The sequence below is a fragment of the Enterobacter cloacae complex sp. IR5418 genome (genome assembly GCF_049238105.1).
GTDB classification, from domain to species: domain Bacteria; phylum Pseudomonadota; class Gammaproteobacteria; order Enterobacterales; family Enterobacteriaceae; genus Enterobacter; species Enterobacter hormaechei.
The window spans coordinates 46110-69454 of the sequence record NZ_JBMKHS010000018.1 but is presented as its reverse complement, the minus strand read 5'-3'; the positions used below and the strand labels follow the sequence as shown (position 1 = coordinate 69454).

24 protein-coding genes and 1 pseudogene are annotated in these 23345 nt (G+C 59.1%); 19 read left to right on the top strand and 6 right to left on the bottom strand.

All coding sequences use genetic code 11. From position 1 onward, the window contains the following. Positions 1 to 5 precede the first annotated feature (5 nt). From rsmE to metK, 5 genes are all read right to left on the bottom strand, one after another. Positions 6 to 737 carry a 16S rRNA (uracil(1498)-N(3))-methyltransferase gene (gene rsmE, locus ACOTX7_RS14990; RefSeq protein WP_017382923.1) on the bottom strand — a complete coding sequence of 244 codons (732 nt, stop codon included), beginning with the start codon at positions 735 to 737 and terminating at the stop codon, positions 6 to 8. A 51-nt stretch (positions 738 to 788) separates the two neighbouring features. After that, positions 789 to 1496, bottom strand: a complete 708-nt coding sequence (endA, locus tag ACOTX7_RS14985) for a deoxyribonuclease I (protein WP_221256453.1) — start codon at positions 1494 to 1496, stop codon at positions 789 to 791. 94 nt (positions 1497 to 1590) lie between these two features. Next, positions 1591 to 2088: a SprT family zinc-dependent metalloprotease gene (locus ACOTX7_RS14980; RefSeq protein WP_205921480.1), complete on the bottom strand. Its 498-nt coding sequence runs from the start codon at positions 2086 to 2088 to the stop codon at positions 1591 to 1593. A 59-nt stretch (positions 2089 to 2147) separates the two neighbouring features. Beyond that, positions 2148 to 3545: a galactose/proton symporter gene (gene galP, locus ACOTX7_RS14975; RefSeq protein WP_006811919.1), complete on the bottom strand. Its 1398-nt coding sequence runs from the start codon at positions 3543 to 3545 to the stop codon at positions 2148 to 2150. A gap of 416 nt (positions 3546 to 3961) precedes the next feature. Further along, positions 3962 to 5116 (bottom strand): methionine adenosyltransferase, encoded by a 1155-nt coding sequence (gene metK / locus ACOTX7_RS14970; RefSeq protein WP_003860037.1) that lies wholly within the window; start codon positions 5114 to 5116, stop codon positions 3962 to 3964. 426 nt (positions 5117 to 5542) lie between these two features. Here metK and ACOTX7_RS14965 point away from each other — a divergent pair, with 426 nt between their 5' ends. The 19 genes and pseudogenes from ACOTX7_RS14965 to ACOTX7_RS14875 all read left to right on the top strand — a co-directional run bounded on the left by ACOTX7_RS14965 (position 5543) and on the right by ACOTX7_RS14875 (position 22375). Beyond that, positions 5543 to 5683, top strand: coding sequence for a hypothetical protein (locus tag ACOTX7_RS14965; protein ID WP_418757657.1), 141 nt, complete (start codon positions 5543 to 5545; stop codon positions 5681 to 5683). A 94-nt stretch (positions 5684 to 5777) separates the two neighbouring features. Further along, positions 5778 to 5909: an acid stress response protein YqgB gene (gene yqgB, locus ACOTX7_RS14960; RefSeq protein WP_057979949.1), complete on the top strand. Its 132-nt coding sequence runs from the start codon at positions 5778 to 5780 to the stop codon at positions 5907 to 5909. An 8-nt stretch (positions 5910 to 5917) separates the two neighbouring features. Further along, the gene (speA, locus tag ACOTX7_RS14955; RefSeq protein ID WP_022649348.1) at positions 5918 to 7894 is read left to right on the top strand and encodes a biosynthetic arginine decarboxylase; all 1977 of its coding nucleotides are present in this window, start codon (positions 5918 to 5920) and stop codon (positions 7892 to 7894) included. Positions 7895 to 8112: 218 nt separating this feature from the next. Continuing rightward, complete coding sequence (gene speB / locus ACOTX7_RS14950; RefSeq protein ID WP_006811917.1) at positions 8113 to 9033, top strand: agmatinase; 921 nt, start codon at positions 8113 to 8115, stop codon at positions 9031 to 9033. Between the two features lie 31 nt (positions 9034 to 9064). Then, entirely contained in the window at positions 9065 to 9196 is a 132-nt protein-coding gene (locus tag ACOTX7_RS14945) for a hypothetical protein (protein WP_260630879.1), read from the top strand. A gap of 486 nt (positions 9197 to 9682) precedes the next feature. Then, a complete protein-coding gene (locus ACOTX7_RS14940) occupies positions 9683 to 10006 on the top strand; it encodes a Rieske (2Fe-2S) protein (RefSeq protein ID WP_003860044.1) in 324 nt (107 codons plus the stop codon). Next, entirely contained in the window at positions 10003 to 10311 is a 309-nt protein-coding gene (locus ACOTX7_RS14935) for a recombinase-like helix-turn-helix domain-containing protein (protein ID WP_006811914.1), read from the top strand. The genes ACOTX7_RS14940 and ACOTX7_RS14935 overlap by 4 nt, the downstream gene beginning before the upstream one ends. Before the next feature lie 10 nt (positions 10312 to 10321). Next, complete coding sequence (locus ACOTX7_RS14930) at positions 10322 to 11344, top strand: aromatic ring-hydroxylating oxygenase subunit alpha (RefSeq protein WP_006811913.1); 1023 nt, start codon at positions 10322 to 10324, stop codon at positions 11342 to 11344. After that, a complete protein-coding gene (locus ACOTX7_RS14925) occupies positions 11344 to 12093 on the top strand; it encodes an SDR family oxidoreductase (RefSeq protein WP_221256452.1) in 750 nt (249 codons plus the stop codon). The genes ACOTX7_RS14930 and ACOTX7_RS14925 overlap by 1 nt, the downstream gene beginning before the upstream one ends. Before the next feature lie 12 nt (positions 12094 to 12105). Continuing rightward, positions 12106 to 12894 carry an IclR family transcriptional regulator gene (locus ACOTX7_RS14920; protein ID WP_221257287.1) on the top strand — a complete coding sequence of 263 codons (789 nt, stop codon included), beginning with the start codon at positions 12106 to 12108 and terminating at the stop codon, positions 12892 to 12894. Positions 12895 to 12972: 78 nt separating this feature from the next. Continuing rightward, a pseudogene (locus ACOTX7_RS14915) lies at positions 12973 to 13897 on the top strand (VOC family protein). Beyond that, positions 13894 to 15081, top strand: a complete 1188-nt coding sequence (locus tag ACOTX7_RS14910) for an NAD(P)/FAD-dependent oxidoreductase (protein WP_221256450.1) — start codon at positions 13894 to 13896, stop codon at positions 15079 to 15081. The pseudogene ACOTX7_RS14915 and the gene ACOTX7_RS14910 overlap by 4 nt, the downstream one beginning before the upstream one ends. A gap of 25 nt (positions 15082 to 15106) precedes the next feature. Continuing rightward, a complete protein-coding gene (locus ACOTX7_RS14905) occupies positions 15107 to 16363 on the top strand; it encodes an MFS transporter (RefSeq protein WP_221256449.1) in 1257 nt (418 codons plus the stop codon). Positions 16364 to 16373: 10 nt separating this feature from the next. Continuing rightward, positions 16374 to 16904 (top strand): cupin domain-containing protein, encoded by a 531-nt coding sequence (locus ACOTX7_RS14900; protein ID WP_205921483.1) that lies wholly within the window; start codon positions 16374 to 16376, stop codon positions 16902 to 16904. A 9-nt stretch (positions 16905 to 16913) separates the two neighbouring features. Then, the gene (locus ACOTX7_RS14895; protein WP_221257286.1) at positions 16914 to 17684 is read left to right on the top strand and encodes an alpha/beta fold hydrolase; all 771 of its coding nucleotides are present in this window, start codon (positions 16914 to 16916) and stop codon (positions 17682 to 17684) included. After that, positions 17668 to 18462, top strand: coding sequence for an SDR family oxidoreductase (locus tag ACOTX7_RS14890; protein WP_047355190.1), 795 nt, complete (start codon positions 17668 to 17670; stop codon positions 18460 to 18462). Before ACOTX7_RS14895 ends, ACOTX7_RS14890 begins: the two co-directional genes overlap by 17 nt. Positions 18463 to 18471: 9 nt before the next feature. After that, positions 18472 to 19242 (top strand): aspartate dehydrogenase, encoded by a 771-nt coding sequence (locus ACOTX7_RS14885; RefSeq protein ID WP_221256448.1) that lies wholly within the window; start codon positions 18472 to 18474, stop codon positions 19240 to 19242. A gap of 9 nt (positions 19243 to 19251) precedes the next feature. After that, positions 19252 to 20721, top strand: coding sequence for an aldehyde dehydrogenase (locus ACOTX7_RS14880; RefSeq protein ID WP_221257285.1), 1470 nt, complete (start codon positions 19252 to 19254; stop codon positions 20719 to 20721). 13 nt (positions 20722 to 20734) lie between these two features. Next, positions 20735 to 22375: a thiamine pyrophosphate-binding protein gene (locus ACOTX7_RS14875; RefSeq protein WP_221256447.1), complete on the top strand. Its 1641-nt coding sequence runs from the start codon at positions 20735 to 20737 to the stop codon at positions 22373 to 22375. Positions 22376 to 22420: 45 nt separating this feature from the next. Here ACOTX7_RS14875 and ACOTX7_RS14870 read toward each other — a convergent pair whose 3' ends face one another. Next, the gene (locus ACOTX7_RS14870) at positions 22421 to 23179 is read right to left on the bottom strand and encodes a M48 family metallopeptidase (protein WP_221256446.1); all 759 of its coding nucleotides are present in this window, start codon (positions 23177 to 23179) and stop codon (positions 22421 to 22423) included. Positions 23180 to 23345: the final 166 nt, after the last annotated feature.

The window sequence follows — 23345 nt, the reverse complement described above, 5'->3', positions numbered from 1 at the left end:
TTGCTTCAACCCAGATCGCCAAATCGCACCTGTAGCGCGGTAATGGCGGTGAGTGCCGTTGTCTCAGTGCGCAGAACGCGAGGTCCCAACAGAATATCAGTAAACTGGTAACGCGCCGTCATGGCAATTTCGTCAGCCGACAGACCGCCTTCCGGGCCAATCAGCAGGCGTACACGCTCAACGGGCAGCGGCAGCGTATTGATGCTGGCGCTGGCGCGCGGATGAAGATTGAGCTTAAGTCCGCTTTCTTCTTCTGCACACCAGTCCTCCAGATCCATCGCCGGGCGGATCTCCGGGATACGGTTGCGGCCACTCTGTTCGCAGGCCGCAATGGCAATTTTTTGCCACTGCTGGATCTTTTTGTTCAGACGTTCCGCATCCAGTTTAACGCCGCAGCGCTCAGAAAAAAGTGGCGTAATGAGGCTTACACCCAGTTCAATGGATTTCTGAATGGTGAACTCCATCTTTTCCCCACGCGACATCACCTGGCCCAGGTGAATGTGCAGCGGGGATTCCCGGTCATCCACGTCGCCACGCAGCACCTTCACGTGCACGCTTTTTTTGTCGGCGCGCGTAATTTCAGCGTCGAAAACCTGATTAGAACCGTCAAAGAGCTGAATCGCCTGGCCTGCGCCCATGCGCAGCACGCGGCCTACGTGGTTTGCTGCATCATCAGACAGGGCGATTTCGCCGCCTGGGGTAATCAGTTCAGGGTGATAGATGCGAGGGATGCGCATAGTCAGAAATTCCATGTGTCATGCGATATAAGCGAATTGCCGTAGTGTAGGTTAGCTCTTTTGCGCCTGGCAAGCCCGCTGGACGTACGGGTTGTGATTCCCCTGGACTTTGGCGATACGTTCGTCGCGCTGGCATTCCCAGTCCGTCACCGGGTAGAGCTTGTCCCAGGCATTGAAGAGCTGCGTCTGCTGGCGGGAAAGGTTGAGATCGTACCGGTCGCGCATATAGAAGTAGGTACGGGCGATGCTGCCGCGCGCGCGGGCAGGTGGTTCGGCGACTTTCTCTTTGAAATCAACCTTCATGGCGCACTGACCGTACTGGCCTTCGCCTCCGTTCCACTGGCTGTACATGAAGTTACCGCGATCGCCATTGACTTCACCCACGGCGGGTTGCAGGTTGTGCATATCGCTTTCCATCTGGCGGTAGACCGGATCTTTGGCGCAATTCTTACGTCCGCCATCCTGCCAGCACTGGCGCTGGTGACCAAACTGCCAGGCAGGAACCACGTGTTCCCATTCGATTCGGCTGGCGCGGTTCTCGTTCTTGCGCACCTTATAGCCGCAGGATGCCAGGTCCACGACCCCTTTTTTACCCTGCCAGTTAATTTTGCAGCCGCAGTAAAAATCACCCGGCACGTCGGCGTTAATCTTTACGCCTGCGGTTTTTGCCTGAGAAAAACTGTGAATACCGTCGGCCAGAGCATGGCCGGAGAGCGCTGTCGCCAGAAAAGCGATAGCGAGAGAAACATTACGGGACATCTTACACTCCGTGTCAAAACGAGCCCGCAACGTAACGAATGTTGTTCCCGTATGCAATCAGTCAGATCAGGAAAGTTCCTGATAGTTCAATTGATTATTCCGCAACCAGCGGTTCGCCGCACTTTACGCAGCGATAGGTCGCCTCGCCGCGCACCACGCGGTTATGGCGGCGGACGGTAAGCTGGTGCTGCTGACACTGGCAGCGGTAGGGGAAGGTATTGCGGCGTACCGATTCCAGCTCGAACTGATGGGTGCGGCGTGCCGGAACGCCGAGCACCGCCTCCATCATCCATTTCCACTCTTTGCCGTGCGGCGCGACGCGGCCAAAGTGTTTCCACACCAGAAGGTGGGCCAGCTCGTGCGGCACCACTTCTTCGACAAACGCCTGCTGATTTTCCATCATCAGTACCGGATTCAGGCGGATCTCGTAGGCTTCCAGCCAGGCGGTGCCTGCTGCGGTGCCTCGCTGCTGATACACCAGCTTCGGTTCAGGATAATTACGGCCAAGCTTCAGATTGGCCTGGGCGAGTTTTTCCCGCAGGCTGCGCATAACGGCTTGCTGAATGGCGATTGGGAGACGGGGAGCTTTCATAGGGGCAGAGCATAAAGCGGGAAGCGGGGAGGCGCAAGAGGCGCCTCCCCGCAGGAGGATCAGTCGTGTGCGCCGATTTCGCGCAGAGGACGACCTTTCATCAGGTTACGTTCAATGTGTTCCAGTGAAACGTGTTTGGTTTCAGGAACCAGCCAGATCGTGAGGACAATAAAGAACAGGTTCAGACCGGCGTAGACCCAGAAGGTATTGGCGTTACCCAGGGTATTGAGCATGGTCAGGAACGTTGCGCCGACGATCATGTTGGCAATCCAGTTGGTCGCGGTAGAGCAGGTGATACCAAAATCACGCCCTTTCAGCGGCTGGATCTCAGAGCACAGCACCCAAATCAACGGACCGGCGCTCATCGCGAAACCGATGATAAACATCAGCAGCATCGCCACGGCGAAGTACTGTGCCGTTGGGGAGTGAATGCCCATGTGCATCATAGTACCCAATACGCCCATACCGACAGCCATGACCAGGAAGCCCAGCGTCAGGGTTGGCTTACGTCCCCAGCGGTCTACCAGACCGATGGCGATAAAGGTTGCCAGCACGTTGGTCAGACCGACGATCACGGTGCCCCACATCTGCTCGGTGGTGTTGGTGTAACCCGCCAGTTCGAAGATTTTTGGCGCGTAATACATGATGACGTTCATCCCGGTGAACTGCTGCATGATCTGTAACAGCACGCCGAGGAATACCGCGCGGCGGAAGTTGCTGTTCTCTTTGAACAGCGCCCAGCCGGACTGTTTCACCTTCAGGCTTTCGCGGATCTCTTCCAGCTCGTTTTTGGCTTCGGCGCTGGTATCGCGCAGGCGTAAGAGCACGCGTTCGGCATCATGGAAGCGGCGTTTGGCGGCAAACCAGCGCGGGCTGTCCGGCAGGAAGAAGACGCCGATCAGCAGCAGAACGGCAGGAATGATGATCACACCCAGCATCCAGCGCCATGCGCCGCTGTAGCTGAACGCGGTATCGGAGAGATAAGCCCCCAGAATACCGATGGTGATCATCAGCTGATACATGGAAATCATGCTGCCGCGGATTTTTTCCGGCGCGATTTCGGACAGGTACAGCGGAGCAGTATAAGACGCCACGCCCACCGCCAGGCCCAGCAGCACGCGGGAGAGGATCAGCACTTCAACGTTAGGCGCAGCAGCCGAGAACAGTGAACCGGCAACGAACAGGATCGCGCCGATCATCAGGCTCTTTTTACGCCCGAGCTTGAAGGAGAGCCATCCGCTGCCGACCGCACCGACGGCGGCGCCGAACATCATGGAGCTAACCACCCATTCCTGAGTGTGTGCGCTAATCTGGAACTCATCGGTGATGAACGGTAATGCACCGGCAATTACGCCAATATCCAGGCCAAAGAGTAATCCTGCCAGAGCGGCAAGGAAGCAGACGAAGAACGTCATTGCCTTATTGGACGTACGCCCCTGTTTATTATTGTCAGGCATTATGCCCTCCAGTTGAGTTATCAGTTTTTACGATATTAAGGGTAGGTGAGCGACTCATAAAAATATGTGAGTCAAATCACAACGGTGTAATCGGTTACACTAACCTGTAACCGTAAAAATAATTAAAGCTTTGAAAATATAGAGGTAAATTAATTGATGTGCATCGCGTTTGCACAAATTTCAGACTTAACTGAAAGGGAATGTAACAGCAGAAGAAATGCGATCATGCAAAGGGATTATTCTGAAAGCGAAGTATAGAGGGTGAAGTGTAAACGGTTCCAAACATTGCCGGGTAGCGGCTGCGCCTTACCCGGCCTACAAAAACTCACTACTCGTAGGTCGGGTAAGGCATAGCCGCCACCCGACATAAAAAAGGCCAGCACAAAAGCTGGCCTGTTTAAGCTACTGTCAGTCGATTATTTCAGACCGGCAGCATCACGCAGCAGGGCGGCTTTGTCTGTTTTTTCCCATGGGAAATGTTCGCGGCCAAAGTGACCGTACGCCGCGGTTTCCTGGTAGATTGGGTGCAGCAGATCCAGCATCTGAATCAGACCGTATGGACGCAGGTCGAAGAACTCACGCACCAGCAAGGTCAGTTGTTCTGAAGGCACTTTTTCAGTCCCGAAGGTTTCCACCATGATCGAGGTTGGCTCAGCCACGCCGATAGCGTAGGAAACCTGAATCTCACAGCGGTCAGCCAGGCCCGCAGCAACGATGTTTTTCGCCACATAACGTGCAGCGTACGCAGCAGAACGGTCAACTTTAGACGGATCTTTACCGGAGAATGCACCGCCGCCGTGACGCGCCATGCCGCCGTAGGTATCAACGATGATTTTACGACCGGTCAGACCGCAGTCACCCATTGGGCCGCCGATAACAAAGCGTCCGGTTGGGTTGATGAAGAATTTGGTCGCAGAGCTCAGCCATTCAGTTGGCAGAACCGGCTTGATGATCTCTTCCATCACCGCTTCTTGCAGGGATTTCTGGTCGATCTCTTCAGCATGCTGCGTGGAGAGAACCACGGCATCGATACCGACGATTTTCCCGTCGTCATACTGGAAGGTCACCTGGCTTTTCGCATCCGGACGCAGCCACGGCAGGGTGCCGTTTTTACGCACTTCAGCCTGACGCTGCACCAGACGGTGTGCGTAGGTCACCGGGGCTGGCATCAGCACGTCGGTTTCGTTGGTTGCGTAACCAAACATCAGGCCCTGGTCGCCCGCGCCCTGTTCCAGCGGATCGGCACGATCAACGCCCTGGTTGATGTCGGGAGACTGTTTGCCAATCGCGCTCAGTACGGCGCAGGAGTTGGCATCAAAGCCCATATCAGAATGCACATAGCCGATCTCACGCACCGTGTTACGGGTGATCTCTTCGATATCAACCCATGCGCTGGTGGTGATCTCACCGCCAACCAGAACCATGCCGGTTTTGACATAGGTTTCACACGCTACGCGCGCCTTTGGATCCTGCGCGAGGATCGCATCCAGCACCGCATCGGAGATTTGGTCAGCAATTTTATCAGGATGTCCTTCTGATACGGACTCGGACGTAAACAGGTGTTTTGCCATGTTTTATTTCACCTAAGAGGAATTTGGTTAGCTCAAGCTGCTGTGTGGAAATAGCCAAAGGAGATAATTCTACCAAGGCCTACAGGATTTTGACACTGGCAGTCTGAGTGTTAATCGGTATGGATGGATTAACATCTGGACGTCTATTTTAGGTCACTTCTTCACCCGATTTCCAGTTTTTTTTGACTCACCTCTCACTGCGTTGAAAACACGGCTGGAAATTTTTCCTGACGACGCTGGCAACCTGCGCATTTTTGTTTTGCTTTTTAGCGACCTTCTCGGTATAAAACGCGGCGCGCGGCTCATATAAAATCAGCGCTCGATGAACACATCGTGTCGCCACTTCCAGCCGGGTTAAGCAGTGAACTTTTAGCTTTGGCTTGTGGTCCGTTTCAGCAGAGGCGGCCGTGGAGGTGATACGAGATAATGAACCATCGTTTTCCGCTCATTCAGCGTAGCCGTTCTGGCGCGCATGTGATTCCCACCCGCACTTCTGGTCTAAACACCTGCCGATGTTATACCCATCTCGGTGCTTCTCAGGATTCCAGAGCCGGTCACGCTTTGTGAAAACTGAACAAGGGCGCTCTTGTTAATACAGGAGTTTTCTCGTGGTTTCGCCGAACCTTGTCATACAGAGTTCGGATACGTGTTTTACAATGATATGAATAAGAAACCGGTCGCACGGTCTGGATTTCAGCATACTCTGCTGGGAAATGGAGCCGTTAATGGGTTGTTATCGCCGTATAACGCTGCGATAGTAGTCAACTGTTTTACACTTAATACAAAGAGTTGAGGTTCGCTATGTCTGACGACATGTCTTCGCTTTCGCCTTCGTCAGCAGGCGAACAGGGTGTACTACGTTCTATGCAGGAGGTTGCGATGAGCTCCCAGGAAGCCAGCAAGATGCTGCGCACTTACAATATTGCCTGGTGGGGCAATAACTACTACGACGTTAACGAGCTGGGTCACATCAGTGTCTGCCCGGATCCGGACGTCCCGGAAGCGCGCGTGGATCTCGCTAAACTGGTGAAAGCCCGTGAAGCGCAGGGCCAGCGCTTGCCTGCACTGTTCTGCTTCCCGCAGATCCTGCAACATCGCCTGCGTTCTATTAACGCCGCGTTTAAACGCGCGCGCGAATCGTATGGTTATAACGGCGACTATTTCCTCGTTTACCCGATCAAGGTAAACCAGCACCGCCGCGTAATTGAGTCCCTGATCCACTCCGGCGAACCGCTGGGCCTGGAAGCAGGCTCTAAAGCGGAGCTGATGGCGGTCCTGGCCCACGCGGGCATGACCCGGTCGGTGATCGTCTGTAACGGCTATAAGGACCGCGAATACATTCGTCTGGCGCTGATTGGCGAGAAGATGGGCCACAAGGTCTATCTGGTGATCGAGAAGATGACCGAAATCGCGATCGTGCTGGAAGAGGCCGAGCGTCTGAACGTGATCCCACGCCTTGGCGTGCGTGCGCGTCTGGCCTCGCAGGGGTCCGGTAAGTGGCAGTCTTCCGGCGGTGAAAAATCCAAGTTCGGCCTCGCGGCGAACCAGGTGCTGCAACTGGTGGAAATCCTGCGCGAGCGCGGTCGTCTGGACAGCATTCAGCTGCTGCACTTCCACCTCGGCTCGCAGATGGCCAATATCCGCGACATCGCCACCGGCGTGCGTGAATCCGCGCGTTTCTACGTTGAACTGCATAAGCTCGGCGTGAATATTCAGTGCTTTGACGTGGGCGGTGGCCTGGGCGTGGACTACGAAGGGACCCGCTCACAGTCTGACTGCTCGGTCAACTACGGCCTGAACGAATACGCCAACAACATCATCTGGGCGATTGGCGATGCCTGCGAAGAGCACGGCCTGCCGCATCCGACGGTGATCACCGAATCTGGCCGCGCGGTTACCGCGCACCATACGGTGCTGGTTTCTAACATCATCGGCGTTGAGCGTAGCGAAATCACCGAGGCCACGCCTCCGGCAGACGATGCCCCGCGTTCCCTGCAAAGCATGTGGGAAACCTGGCAGGAGATGCACGAGCCGGGCACGCGTCGTTCCCTGCGCGAATGGCTACACGACAGCCAGATGGACCTGCACGATATTCACGTCGGCTATTCTTCGGGCACCTTTAGCCTGCAAGAGCGCGCGTGGGCCGAGCAGCTCTATCTGAATATGTGCCATGAAGTGCAGAAGCAGCTCGACCCGAGCAACCGCGCGCACCGTCCGATTATCGACGAGTTGCAGGAGCGTATGGCGGACAAAATGTACGTCAACTTCTCCCTGTTCCAGTCGATGCCGGATGCCTGGGGTATCGACCAGCTGTTCCCGGTTCTGCCGCTGGAAGGGCTGAATCACGCGCCGGAACGTCGCGCGGTGCTGCTGGACATCACCTGTGACTCCGATGGCGCGATTGACCACTACGTCGACGGTGACGGTATTGCGACGACCATGCCGATGCCGGAGTACGATCCAGAGAACCCGCCAATGCTGGGCTTCTTTATGGTGGGGGCGTATCAGGAGATCCTGGGCAATATGCACAACCTGTTCGGCGATACCGAAGCGGTTGACGTGTTTGTCTTCCCTGACGGCAGCGTGGAGGTTGAGCTGTCCGACGAAGGGGACACCGTAGCGGACATGCTCGAATACGTTCAGCTGGATCCGAAAAAACTGCTCACCCAGTTCCGCGATCAGGTCAAAAACACCGGTCTGGACGATGCCTTGCAGCAGCAGTTCCTCGAAGAGTTTGAAGCGGGTCTGTACGGGTACACCTACCTGGAAGACGAGTAAGGCATTCGCCTTTCCCCTCTCCCCTTTGGGGAGAGGGTTAGGGTGAGGGGCAAAGACCGCACGATGCCCTATACTCACTTGAACCCGTATGAATTAACGGCGATAATTCGCCCCACTATGCGATTTACGAATCAATCCCTTCCTCGTCGGGTTTAACGACGCGGAGGGGATTTTTTTTCATCTGTTTTTAATGTATCGACTTTATAAGAGGTCAGGACATGAGCACTTTAGGTCATCAGTACGATAACTCTCTGGTATCTAACGCGTTTGGTTTTTTACGCCTTCCGATGAACTTCCAGCCGTACGACAGCGATGCGGACTGGGTGATCACCGGCGTACCCTTCGACATGGCTACGTCCGGTCGCGCAGGTGGACGTCATGGCCCGGCGGCGATCCGTCAGGTCTCCACCAACCTGGCCTGGGAGCACAACCGCTTCCCGTGGAACTTCGACATGCGCGAGCGCCTGAACGTGGTGGACTGCGGTGACCTGGTGTACGCCTTCGGCGACGCGCGTGAAATGAGCGAAAAATTACAGGCGCACGCCGAGAAGCTGCTGGCGGCCGGTAAACGCATGCTCTCCTTCGGCGGTGACCACTTCGTCACTCTGCCGCTGCTGCGCGCCCACGCGAAGCACTTCGGTAAAATGGCGCTGGTGCACTTCGATGCGCACACCGACACCTACGCGAACGGCTGCGAGTTCGACCACGGCACCATGTTCTACACCGCGCCAAACGAAGGTCTGATCGACCCGAACCACTCCGTGCAGATCGGTATCCGTACCGAATTCGACAAAGACAACGGCTTCACCGTGCTCGACGCGGGCCAGGTGAACGATCGCGGCGTGGACGATATTCTGGCTCAGGTTAAGCAGATCGTCGGCGATATGCCTGTCTACCTGACCTTCGATATCGACTGCCTGGATCCGGCATTTGCGCCAGGTACCGGTACGCCGGTGATCGGCGGTCTGACGTCAGACCGTGCCATCAAACTGGTGCGCGGCCTGAAGGATCTGAACATCGTCGGGATGGACGTGGTGGAAGTGGCTCCGGCCTATGACCAGTCCGAGATCACCGCGCTGGCTGCGGCGACCCTGGCGCTGGAAATGCTCTACATCCAGGCGGCGAAAAAGGGCGAATAAGCCTTACGCGCTGATTGCTGCTGCGCGACGCATGCGCAGCGGCAATATTTTCTCCGGCCAGCAGGACGATCTCCTGCAACGTTACGTGCGTCAAAAAGACCCTACCGCTATCATCACCTTCGCCACCCGCATTCCTTGTAACATTCTGTTTTCATTTGGCTGAAAATCCCCGACCTATTTCCCGTCTAAAAATTATGGAAATGATATTTATCCATTCAGCGCAGAAAATAATAATGAGGAATAACAGTGCAAATGTACCTTCTCCTTTTGCCTGCCTTATGTATTATCCAGTGTGTTTTTTTATCAGTGTGATTGTCACGCAACTAAAATGGTTTACCTGTGAAACTCGTTGTTTAATAAGGATAAAATAAAGCATTGTTTCACAGGTGAAACAGCAAGGCTTTTGCCTTTTTATTTTTAAGGAATAAAAATAAAAGCCATCGATAAATCGTATTCTTTCACGCCGCAATAATGAAAATTTCATATCGCTGCATTTTTTCGTGATCCCTTGCACACTTAGTTAATTAATTGCCGATCAATTAACAAATTCGTCACATTGCCGCTTGACGAAACATTCACCGCTTTTATATTGACCGTATTAAATAAGAAACAGAGTTTCATATATGAAACAAAGGCCTGGAGGATCGTGATGAGCTGGATAGGCGTATGTGACGCAGAGCAAGTACAGGAAGATTTCCCTTTTAGTGGCAACGTCGACGGGAAAGAGATCGGCGTGTATTTGATTGACGGTGAATATTACGCACTGGAAGACGTATGCCCACACGCTTACGCCCTGCTGAGCCAGGGCTTCGTGGAAGATGGCAAAGTGGAATGTCCGCTGCATGAGGCGGTGTTCGACGTCAAAACCGGCCAGTGTCTGCACGGCCCCGGGGGGCGCAACCTCAACCGTTACCCGGTTCGGGTCTTTGAAAACCAGATTCAGATTACCTTCGTTGAGGAGACCGTGGCCTGAGCGACACGCTGAACTACAACCCGGCGCTGCCGGAAAGCCGCCAGTTTACCCCGCCGGCAGAAGGCGGTAATGGCGCCATTCACAAGCCGGGTGATTACCAGAACCTGATCTGGCAGACCCGCAGCCGCGAGCCGGAAAGCTGGGAAATGAACCTGATTGCGACGCTGGAAGATCTCTTCGAACAGGGCGTTGAAACCCTGCCGGAGCTGGTGAGCGGGCTGAACGCAGTGCGTATGCACGACCAGCAGGGCGAGCCGTGGAGCGACGCCAGCTTCCAGGCATTCTTACAGGTTAACGGCTACTGAGGGCAACGCGATGACGACTACCGTACAAAACTATCTGGATAAAGGTCTGCGCGGCCTCTGGTATCCGGTGCTGGCGAGCTGGGAAGTGCAGTCTGCGCCGGTGGGCATCACCCGCCTGGGTGAACAGATTGTGGTCTGGCGCAACAAAGACGGGCAGGTGCAGGCGCTGGAGGACCGCTGTCCGCACCGCGGCGCGCGTCTGTCGATGGGCTGGAATCTCGGGGACCGCATCGCCTGCTGGTATCACGGGGTGGAAGTGGCGGGTAACGGCGAAGTGAAAGACGTGCCCGCCGTGGACAAATGTCCGCTGGTCGGCCAGCAGTGCGTGCGCAGCTATAACGTGCAGGAGGCGCACGGCGCCATTTTCCTCTGGTTTGGCGTCACCGCGGACCAGCAGCCGGACGAGCTGACCTTCCCGGACGAACTGGCCGACACGGAAAACTTCAGCAATTTCCTCTGCACCGCCGCGTGGAAATGCAATTACCAGTACGCGCTGGAAAACGTGATGGATCCGATGCACGGCACTTATCTGCACTCCTCCTCACACTCGATGGCGGAAGGGGATCGCAAGGCTGACATGGTGCTTCAGCCGACGAAAACCGGCTTTATTTTCGAGAAGAAGGGGCAGAGCGGCGTCAACTTCGACTGGGTAGAGCTGGGCAACAGCGGCACCTGCTGGATGCGCCTCTCCATTCCGTATAAGAAGCGTTTCGGACCGGGCGGCCACTTCTTTATCGTCGGCATGGTGGTGCCGGAAGATAACGACAACTGCCGCGTTTTCTTCTGGCGCATACGCCGCGTACAGGGCTGGCAGCGTGATATGTGGCGCTTCATGTACCGCAACCGCCTGGAAAAACTGCACTGGGAAGTGCTGGAGCAGGACCGCGTGGTGCTGGAGAGCCTGGCGCCCAACGCGCGCGACCATGAATACCTGTATCAGCACGACGTTGGCCTCTCTCGCCTGCGCCGCATGATGCAAAAGGCCGCCAAAGAGCAGCTGGCGATGCGCGAAGCACAGCAGGGAGCCGCCTGATGAACGGGCTGCTGAGTGGCAAACGCATTGTAGTGACCGGCGCCGCGCGCGGGCTGGGCTACCACTTTGCCAGAGCCTGCGCGGAGCAAGGCGCGGCGGTGGTGATGTGCGACATCCTCAAAGGCGAACTGGCCGAGAGCGCCCACCGGCTGCGCGAACAGGGCTATGCGATCGAATCGCACGTTATCGATCTGGCCGATCCGCACTCCATCGAGCAGGTGTTCAGCAGCGTTGGCGAGCAGGGGCAGATTGACGGTCTGGTGAACAACGCGGCGATGGCGACGGGCGTGGGCGGCAAAAACATGTTCGATTACGACCCGGATCTCTGGGATCGGGTGATGAGCGTCAACGTCAAAGGCACCTGGCTGGTGACGCGCGCCGCCGTGCCGCTGCTGCGTGAAGGGGCAGGCATTGTGAACGTGGCGTCTGACACCGCGCTGTGGGGCGCGCCGCGCCTGATGGCCTACGTCGCCAGCAAGGGGGCAGTCATTGCCATGACCCGCTCCATGGCGCGCGAGCTGGGTGAAAAACGGATTCGCATCAACGCCATCGCACCGGGGCTGACCCGCGTCGAGGCCACCGAATATGTGCCCGCCGAACGGCATCAGCTCTACGAAAACGGACGTGCGTTAACCGGGGCACAGCAGCCGGAAGATGTCACCGGCAGCGTGGTCTGGCTGTTAAGCGATCTGTCGCGGTTTATCACCGGACAGCTGATCCCTGTCAACGGCGGTTTTGTCTTTAACTAAGGTAGGGCGATGATGGCAAACGATCAGGAAGTGAAGTATCTGGTGCCGGGGCTGGAGCGCGGTTTACAGCTGCTGTTGGCCTTTGGCGAGCAGCATCGCGATCTGACCTTTGCCGAACTGCACCGGCTGGTGGATATGCCGAAGGCCACTGCCTATCGCGTGGTGCAGACCCTGGAGTACATGGGATTTCTGGAGCGCAACACGCGCAACAATACCTTTTCGCTGGGCATGAACGTGCTGCGTCTCGGCTTTGAGTACATCGCCTCGCTGGACGTGGCGCAGGTCGGCCAGCCGGTGATCGAGCAATTACGCGACGTAAGCCAGTGCAGCAGCCATCTGGCGATCCGCGACGGGCGCGACATTATCTACATCGCCCGCGTCAGCGCCGCCGGGTCGCGCATCAACCAGGTCAGCATTGGCACCCGCCTGCCGGTGCACTGCACCTCGCTGGGCCGCATGCTGCTGACCGATATTTCCCGCGCTGATTTCGAACAATTGTTCCCGCACGAGCGTCTGCCGGGCAACACGCCGGGGCAGCTTCATGACCGTGAAGCTCTGTGGCAGATGGTGCAGCAGGACAAAGCACGCGGGTTTGTCATCGGTGAATCCTTCTTCCGCCACGGCATCTCTTCCATCGTCTACCCGGTGTATGACCGAAGCGGACGCGTGGCGGCGGTGGTCAGCATTCTGGTGCCGTCCGAGGAGATCCCGCAGAGCGACCGCGAGCGCCTGCAAAACGAGGTTCGCCTCGCGGCGGATAAAATTTCTGGCTTCTTAGGGTATTTGTCACAGGCCAGTTAAATCAGTGAGTTAACGTCAGGCGCTTAACTGCGTCGGGCATGTTTTACGCCCAATTTGGGCCAGATGAGGCAACGAACGATGAGTGTAACCGGAATTGAAAAGCTGGAATTTGGCGTGGAAGACCTGACGCACTGCGCCAAATTTATGCGTGATTTTGGCCTGACGGGCGATGCCAGCGGCCAGCGTTTCACCACCCTGAGCGGCGCGCGTGGAGCTTAACCCCATCGACAGCCCCGACCTGCCGCCCGCGTTTGAAGCGGGCAACACCCTGCGCCGCATGACCTGGGCGGTTGCCGCACAGTCAGATCTGGATGCGCTGCGCCCGAAGCTGGCGCAACAGCCTGGCTTTCGCGAAGTGGGCGACGCGCTGGAGTGCCTGGATCCGAACGGCATGACGCTGCGCGTGCAGGTCAGCCAGCAGACCGAGGTGGAACTGAACGTCGAGCCGATAAACCAGTGGGGCGACGCCCGCCGTATCGATACCCCCAGCCCGGTTTACGATCGCGCCCAGCCGATCAACGTCGGGCACGTGGTGTTCTTCGTGGAAGAGCTGGCGGCAGTGGAGAAATTCTACCGCGAGGTGCTCGGCTTTCAGGTCTCTGACCGCTATATCAACCGAGCCGTGTTCCTGCGCTGTGGCGTGCGTGGCGGTCATCACAACCTGTTCCTGCTGCAACTGCCGAACCGCAAGCGCGGCCTTAACCACGTGGCCTTCACGGTACGCGACATCCACGAGGTGATCGGCGGCGGTATCGCGATGAATAAACATGACTGGAGCACCTTTATCGGGCCGGGCCGTCATCCGGTGTCGTCGGCGTACTTCTGGTACGTCAACAGCCCGACCGGCGGGGCGTTTGAGTATTACACCAACGACGATTACCTGACGGAAAACTGGCAGCCGCGTGAGCTGGAGCATTCGCTGGTCTCCTTTACCGAGTGGGCGGTGGAAGGCGGGATTGACCACGACACGCGCCGTCAGCAGAAAAAGCCGGAGGCGGTATGACATCGCGCATAGTCATAATCGGCGGCGGTCAGGCAGGTGGCTGGGCGGCGAAAACCCTGCGCGACGAGGGTTTCGACGCCGAGATTTGCGTGGTGGCGGAAGAAGAGTGGGATTTCTACGAACGTCCGCCGCTGTCGAAAGCGACGCTGCTGGAGCCGGACGCGGCACTCCCGCGGCTGTTTAGCGAAGAAGCACAGCAGGCGCTGAGCCTGACCTGGTACCGTCCGCTGCGCGCTGAATCTGTCGAGCGTGATGAGAAAAAAGTCGTTCTGAGCAACGGTGAACACCTTAGTTACAACATCCTTTTAATGGCTACCGGCGGTCGGGCGCGCCTGCCTTCGCAGGCGTGGGCCAGCCATCCGCAGGTCTATACCCTGCGCCACTGGCAGGACGCGCAGCGCCTGAAAGCACGTCTCGCGGAAAGTCAAAAGCTGGCGATTGTCGGCGGCGGCTGGATCGGGCTTGAGATTGCTGCCTCGGCGCGCAAAAGCGGCGTGGCGGTCACCCTGTTCGAGCAGCAGCCTGCGCTGTGCATGCGCTCGGTGAGCGGCGAGGTTTCACAGCGCCTGGAGGCCATCCACCGCGAACAGGGCGTGGAGATCCGTACCGGCTGCGGCGCGCTGGAGCTGGAGGACGATAACGGCCTGCCGGTCATCCACTGCGACGGCCAGCGTGAAACCTTTGATGCGGTGGTGGTGGGGATCGGCGTCGATCTTAATCTGGAGCTGGCGCGCGACGCGGGGCTGAAAACCGGACGCGGGATCGTGGTGGATGCTCAGGGCCGCACGTCGGATCCGTTCATCTTTGCCGCAGGCGATGTCGCCCAGCACCATCACTACGGCCTGTGCATCCAGTCCTGGGCCTTCGCCCAGAATCAGGCGGTGGCAACGGCCAAAGCGATGCTCAACCCGGATGCGCCAGGCTACGACGACGCGCCGTGGCTGTGGTCGGATCAATACCAGCACAATATTCAGATCCTCGGCATACCGCAGCCGGGGAGCACAACGATAGCGCGCGAAGATTCGCTGTACTTCTCGCTGGACGAAAACGGGCGGCTGACGCAGCTGGTGGCGTTCAACGATGCGCGCACCGTGAAGCTGGCGAAGCGCTGGATGGCGGCGGGGCGGGATCTGTCGGACGTACCGCTTGCCGACCCGACTTTTTCACTGATGTCACTGCGATAGCTAACCCGCACCCGTAGGGGGAGAGATGACCACACTAGAGACTAACACCGCGCCCGTTGAGGCGAGCGGTGAGGGGACCCGCACGCCCGAAAAAGCGGTGCGCTGGGCCATCCCGCTGTCGCTGCTGGCCTGCGTGCTGCTGGCGTTTTTCGACAAAATCAGCATCGCGGCGCTCTTTTCTGATACCCATTTCCAGCAGGCGATGGGCATCGATTTCGATACCACGCGCCTCGGCATTCTGATGAGCGCCTTCCTGCTGAGCTACGGCTTCTCGTCGGTGTTTTTAAGCGGTTTAGGCGACAAAATCGCGCCGCTGCGTCTGCTCACCGGGATGATGGTGGTGTGGTGCGTGCTGATGGTGGAGATGGGCTTTACCCATAACTACACGCTGATGATCGTCCTGCGTATTCTGCTGGGCGTGGCGGAAGGACCGCTCTTCCCGCTGGCTTTCGCCATCGTACGTCACAACTTCCCGCAGCATTTGCAGGCGCGCGCCACCATGCTGTGGCTGTTGGGCACCCCGGTGGGCGCGGCGATTGGTTTCCCGCTCTCCCTCTGGCTGCTGAACACCTTTGGCTGGCAGAGCACTTTCTTTGTGATGGCCATGCTTACCGTGCCGGTGCTTATCTTCGTGCGCATCGGTCTGCGCGGGATCCGCCTGGAGGCAAAACCCGGCACTTCACAGGCGTCTCAGGACGAGCGGCGCGCGGCGCGGCGCGAGCTGTTTGTCAGCCCGCACTTCTGGATCATCTGCATCTTTAACATCGCTTTCCTGACCTACCTGTGGGGCATCAACGGCTGGCTGCCTGGCTACCTGATCAAAGGCAAAGGCATTCATCTGGAGCATGCAGGCTGGCTGTCGTCGATGCCGTTTATCGCCATGCTGGCGGGCGAGGTGATTGGCGCGTGGCTCTCGGACAGGGTCGATAAGCGCGCGGCGGCCTGCTTTATCTCGATGGCGGGGGCGGCGGTGGGGCTGGCGGCGGTAATGCATCTTGATACCCCGATCGCCATCATCGCGGCGATGAGCTTCAGCACCTTTATGTGGGGCACCGGCGCACCAAACATTTTCGCCCTGCTGGCGAAGGCCACCCATCCCCGGGTGAGCGCTACGGCGGGCGGCATCTTCAACGGGCTGGGAAACTTTGCGGGCGCGCTGTCGCCAGCGGTGATGGGCGCGCTTATCGCCTTCACCCACAGCATGGATTCCGGGCTGATTTTTCTGGCGGTGATGGCGGCGGTGGGCTGCGTCCTGTTACTGCCGCTGCTGAGACGTTACTGAGGAGAGTGTCATGACTGATTCAACCGTAACCCACAAAACCGGCATTAAACCTGACCACCTGACGATGGAAGAATGGGTCGAGTCGCGCATCGCGCGCTTCGAAGGCCGGAAATACGACTGGAACGCGCTGAAGTTCCAGGCCGATTTTGACCCGAAATACCGCCGGGCGCAGATGCGCTACATCGGTACCGGCGCAACGGGCGTGGCGAACGACACCAACACCGTGCAGGCGGACCATTTTACTTTCTCCACCATGGTGCTGCCGTCTAAGTGCGAAGGGCCGCTGCACCTGCACGACGACGTGGAAGAGGTGTTCTTTATGCTCAAGGGGCAGATCACGCTGATGATCCAGGACGGCGACAGCTACACCGAAACCGTGCTGCGCGAGCGTGACCTGATCTCCGTCCCGCCGGGTATCTATCGCGGCCTGTTTAACCACGGTGAAGAAGAGGCACTGATGTGCGTCATGCTGGGGACCAACAAGCCGGAAATCCCGACCTATCCGTCCGACCATCCGCTCTCGAAAGTGAAGCGGAACTAAGGGGGCATGATGACGGGTTTTCGTGAACAGGGAAGCGGTATTCCGCTGATGCTGCTGCACGGGATCAGCTCCGGCGCTGCGTCCTGGCACAAGCAGATGGCGCTGAACGGTTTTCGTGTGCTGGCGTGGGACATGCCCGGTTATGGCGAAAGCCCGATGCTGGCCGTCGAGCGGGCGAACGCGGGGGATTACGCCGACGCGCTGGCGGCGATGCTTGACCGCGCGGGCGTCTGGCAGGCGGTGCTGGTCGGCCACTCGCTCGGCGCGCTGGTCGCCAGCGCCTTTGCGGCGAAATTCCCTGAGCGCGTCCTTCATCTGGTGCTGGCCGACGCTGCGCAGGGTTACGGGCAGGCCGCGCCGGAGCAGCGGGAGCAGGTCTGGCGCAACCGCGAGCAGCAGATGGCGCTGGGTGGCGAAATCCTCGCCCAGACCCGCGCCGCGAAGCTGCTGCGCCCCGGCGCGCGCGCGGAAGATATTGCCACCGTCGCGGCGGGCATGCGCGCGCTGCGTTCCGAGGGCTACCTTGCCGCCGCGTGGATGCTGGCACACGACGACATCCACGGCTGGCTGAAGCGTTACGCTGGCAGTTTTGAAGTCTGGTGCGGCGAGCAGGACGCCATCACACAGCCCGAGCTGGTGCAGGGGCTGGCGCTGCGCTACGGCATGCCGTTTACCGCCATTCCGCAGGCCGGGCACGCCAGCTATCTCGATAACGACGCGTTTTTTAACCAACAGCTTTTACGCATTAACGAAGAGGTGCGCGATGAATGCACAAATTGACGGGCGTGTAGCGGTAGTCACCGGCGGATCTTCCGGCATTGGCTTTGAAACGCTGCGCCTGCTGCTGGGTGACGGGGCGAAAGTCGCCTTCTGCGGCCGTGACCCGGACCGGCTCGCCAGCGCTCATGCGACGCTGCAAAACGAATTCCCCCACGGGGAGATTTTCTCTTACCGCTGCGACGTGCTGAACGCCGACGACGTGCAGGCCTTTGCGGATGCGGTGCAGGCGCGCTTTGGCGCGGCGGATATGCTGATCAATAACGCCGGGCAGGGCTACGTGGCGCACTTCCAGGACACCCCGCGCGAGGCGTGGCTGCACGAAGCTGAACTCAAACTGTTCGGGGTGATTAACCCGGTCCAGGCGTTTCAGCCTCTGCTGGAGCAGTCCGACATCGCCTCCATTACCTGCGTCAACTCCCTGCTGGCGCTACAGCCGGAGGAGCACATGATCGCCACCTCCGCCGCCCGTGCCGCACTGCTGAACATGACGCTGACGCTCTCGAAAGAGCTGGTAGGCAAAGGCATTCGCGTCAACTCCATACTGCTTGGCATGGTGGAATCCGGCCAGTGGCAGCGCCGCTTTGAAACGCGGGCGGACAAAAACCAGAGCTGGCCGGAGTGGACGGCGGACATCGCGCGCAAGCGCGGCATTCCGATGGCGCGCCTCGGCAAGCCGCAGGAGCCAGCGCAGGCGCTGCTGTTCCTCGCCTCGCCGCTGGCCTCGTTTACCACCGGTGCGGCGCTGGACGTTTCCGGCGGCTTCTGCCGCCATCTGTAAGGACACATCATGAAAAAGGTAATGTTGATTGGTTTTGGCGCCATGGCGCAGGCGGTGATTGAGCGCCTGCCTGCTGGCGTGGCTATCGGCTGGATCGTGGCGCGAGAATCTCACCATGCCGCCATTCACGACCAGTTTGGCGATGCGGTCGAGGCGCTGACGTCACCGACGGCGTGCGCACAAACGCCCGATCTGGTGCTGGAGTGCGCCAGCCAGCAGGCGGTGGCCCAGTACGGGGAAGAGATCCTGCGTCGCGGCTGGCATCTGGCCGTTATTTCCACCGGCGCGCTGGCGGACAGCGCGCTGGAGCAGCGCCTGTTTGCGGCGGGCGGCAAACTGACCCTGCTTTCCGGTGCGGTGGCCGGTATCGACGGTCTGGCAGCGGCGAAGGAGGGCGGGCTTGAGCGCGTCACCTATCAGTCGCGCAAAAGCCCGGCCAGCTGGCGCGGCAGCTATGCCGAGCAGCTTATCGATCTGAATTCGGTGTCAGAGGCAAAGGTCTTTTTTGAAGGCAGCGCCCGCGAGGCGGCGCGGCTGTTCCCGGCGAACGCCAACGTGGCGGCGACCGTGGCGCTCGGCGGCGTGGGGATGGATGAGACCCGCGTGCAGCTGATGGTTGACCCGGCAACGAAACGTAACACCCACACGCTGCACGTGGAAGGATTGTTCGGCGAGTTCCATCTGGAGCTGAGCGGCCTGCCGCTGGCTTCCAATCCTAAAACCTCCACCCTGGCGGCACTCAGCGCGGTGCGCGCCTGTCGCGAGCTGGCCCTGAGCTGAGGAGTGATGATGGACAATCTGAAGATTTTTATTGGCGGACAGTGGCGACACGGCGGCGGCAACCCGATGCAGAGCCACTTCCCGGCAGACGGAACAATCAACGCGACGCTGAACGCCGCCAGTCTGGATGATCTGGAGGAGGCGATAGCCACAGGAGCGCGCGCCTGGCGCGAACCCGCATGGCGTAACAGCCTGCCGCATATGCGGGCGAAGATCCTGCATAAGGTTGCGGATCTCATTGAATCCCGCGTCGACGCGCTGGCGCAGATGCAGAGCCGCGATAACGGCAAGCCGCTGGCGGAAGCGCGCGGGCTGGTGATGAGCGCGGCGGGAACGGCGCGTTACTTTGCCGCCGCCTGCGAGCTGCTGGAGGGGGAACTCCCGACGCCGCGCCAGGCGGATCTGCTGACGCTGAGCCGCTACGAGCCGCTCGGCGTGGTGGCGGCCATCACGCCGTGGAACTCGCCGATTGCCAGCGAAATGCAGAAGGTCGCGCCAGCCATTGCCGCCGGGAACGCGGTGATCCTCAAGCCCGCCGAAGCCACGCCGCTGATGGCGCTGGAGCTGGCGCGGATATTTGAACAGGCCGGGCTGCCCGCCGGGCTGCTGAGCGTCCTGCCGGGCAAAGGCTCGGTAATTGGCGATGCGCTGGCGCGCCATCCTGAGGTGCGCAAAATCTCCTTTACCGGCGGCACCACCACGGGCCGTCATCTGGCGCACGTGGCGGCGGAAAAACTGATCCCGGCCTCGCTGGAGCTGGGCGGAAAATCCCCGACCATCGTGCTGGAGGATGCCGATATCGAACAGGCCGCGCGCGGGATCTGCTACGGCATTTTCAGCTCGGCGGGGCAGGCGTGTATCGCCGGGTCGCGGCTGTTTATCCACGAAAGCCTGTACGCACCGCTGATGGCGCGGCTGCTGGAGTTAACCCGCGGGCTGCGCGTCGGACACCCGTTTACCGACGGCGTTCATGTAGGACCGCTAATCAACGAGAAACATCGTCAGAGCGTGATCGAGTATGTCGAACTGGCGAAACGTGAAGGGGGCCGGGTGCTGTGCGGCGGCGAGATCCCCGCCGATCCCGCGCTGGCAAACGGCAGTTTCTTCCAGCCAACCATCATTGAAGGGCTGACCAACCGCGCCCGCGCCTGTCAGGAAGAGATCTTCGGCCCGGTGCTGGTGGCGATGCCGTTTCGCGATGAAGCCACGCTTATCCGCGAGGCGAACGACTCGGTTTACGGCCTGGCGGCAGGGATCTGGACGCGCGATACCGGACGCGCCCTGCGTCTCAGCGAGCAGCTGGAGGCAGGCACGGTGTGGATCAACACCTACAAAGTGTTTGCGATTTCGACCCCGTTCGGGGGCTTTAAAGAGAGCGGTCTGGGCCGCGAGAAGGGCATTCAGGGGCTGAAGGCCTGGATGCAACAAAAGAGCATTTATCTGGCGACGGGTAACAGCGTCAACCACTGGTGCGACTGAGAAAGGGTGAGCAATGAGCGAAATGATAACCGTCGGCGACGCCATCGCCAGAACGCTGGAGCAGTATCAGGTTGAGGCCATCTACGGCGTCATCTCCATTCACAACCTGCCGATCGCGGATGCGGTTGGGCAGCGGGGCACCATCCGCTTTGTGCCCGCGCGCGGCGAAGCCGGTTCCGTCACCATGGCCGATGCCCACGGACGTTTTTCCGGCCTCGGCGTGGCGCTGACCAGCACCGGCGCGGGGGCAGGTAACGCGGTAGGCGCGCTGGTAGAGGCGATGAACGCCTGCACGCCGCTGCTGCATTTAACCGGGCAGGTAGAGAAAGCCTGGCTGGACGCCGACACCGGGTTTATCCATGAGACCCGCGACCAGTTGACCTTCCTGAAAGCCAGCTCAAAACGGGCGTACCGGATCAGCAATGCGAATCAGGCGATAGCGATTCTGCATAAAGCCATCCAGGACGCGCAGACGCCACCGTACGGGCCGGTCTCTGTGGAAATCCCGATTGATATTCAGGGTGCCAAAATTCCGCTGTCGCTGGTGACCGCGCCGGTCAAACCGGCATCGGCTCCCGCCGTGGATCCCGCAGTGGTTGACGCGCTGTGGGCGCAACTCAAGCAGGCGAAACAGCCGCTGCTGTGGCTGGGGGGCGGGGCGCTGGGAAGCGCTGACGCCGTGAAAACGCTGGCGGATGCAGGCGTGACGGTGATCTCCAGTACCCACGCGCGCGGCGTGCTGCCGGACGACCATCGCGCCAGCCTGCGCGCGTTCCACAATTCGCCGTCGGTGGAAGCGCTGATGGCGCAGTGTGATTTTACCCTGGTGGCCGGTTCACGCCTGCGCAGCAACGAAACCCGCTCCTGGACGCTGGAACTGCCGTCTCCGCGGGTGCAGATTGATATCGACCCGGCGGCAGCAAGCCGTAACTACCTGATGGATAGCACGTTGATAGCCGATTGTTCAGCGTTGCTTGGCGCGCTGGCTGAAAAAGCCCAGGGCCGGGAATGGGGCAACGCCCAGTGGGACGCGCAGGTACAGCAGGCGGTCGGGCAAGCTGAACAGGGGTTGCGCGAGCAGTGCGGCGTCTATGCGAAGCTTAACGACGCCATAGAAAAAGCGCTGCCGAAAGACGGCCTGCTGGTGCGCGATATCACCGTGTCCGGCAGCCTGTGGGGGAGCCGCCTGTTGAGGGCTAACGGTCCGCTGATGAACATACACTCTCTCGCCGGGGCGATTGGTATGGGGCTGCCGATGGCCATCGGCACCGCGATTGCCAACCCGCAGCGCAAGGTGGTGGGGCTGGTGGGCGACGGCGGCCTGAGCCTGAATTTAGGCGAACTGGCGACGCTGGCGCAGGAGAAAGCTAATGTGACGCTGCTGATCATGAACGACGGGGGCTACGGCGTAATGCGCGGCATTCAGGATAAATATTTTGGCGGACGGCAGTATTATAACGCGCTGCATACGCCGGACTTTACCCTGCTGGCGCAGGCGATTGGCCTTCAGGCCTGGAGCGTTGAGCAGGCCGAGGACTTTGATGCGGTCATGACAGAGGCGCTGGCGATGCCGGGGCCGTCGGTGGTTGAGGTGCGGATGGGGCAGATTGGCGCCCTTAAGTTTGCCGGGCCGCCACAGAAAACGCTGTACTGATTGAGCCTTGTTGCCCGGTAGCGCGGCGCGCACCGGGCCGGCGTTTTATTTAATTCCGTCTGCCGCCATGCGGTCACGGATATGCTGCGCACGTTCAACGGAGGCCGGGTGATCGTCAAACATGGAGCTCTGACGGCCTTCTTCCAGTTTCGCCAGTTTTTCGAAGCTGGTGGCTAAACCCGATGGATTGATGCCGCGTTTGCGCAACAGATCGTAAGAGTAGTCATCCGCTTCCGACTCCTGACGCTGGGAGAACTGGGAGTTCACCAGTTTCTCGCCCACATCGCCAAGCTGCGACTGGGACAGGCTGCCGACAATGCCGCCCGCAGAGGCTGCTGCGGCACGCACGGCATTGGTGCCCAGCGCAACCTGCATCCCTTTCTTCACGTGACCCAGTGCAACGTGACCCATTTCATGGCCGATCACCGCTTCCACTTCGTTGTCGGTCATCATGTCCATCAGGCCGCTGTAAACGCGGATACAGCCGTTCGCCATCGCGAAGGCGTTGACGTCTTTCGCCATGTACACTTTGTAGTTCACCGGCTGGCCGTTAATGTTGTCGCCCAGCGCGGAAGCAATCTTGTTCAGACGCTGCGTATAGGTGCTGTTAGCCGGGGCAAGCGTAGCTTTTCCATCCATATCCTTACAGGCCTGATCGCTCAGCGCTATGACCTGCGCATCGCTCAATGAGTAGGCCTGAAAAGCTTCTGCGCCTGAGGTCATCAGGCCGTTAGAATCCATATTCTGACAGCCGCTTAGCAGGAACGTTGTTCCCACAGCCAGCCCGATTGCACGCATTTTCATGATGTTGCTTCCGTACTCGTTAATCTGAATTAATTCCGAAAAATGCACCGTCAACGAAGCCGGTGTCGGGCTAAGTATAAGGAATATCGACAGGGGCGGGCGAGCAGATTGCGCAACATGCGAGCATGATCCAGAGATTTCTTAAGCTGCAAAAGAATGCTCCATG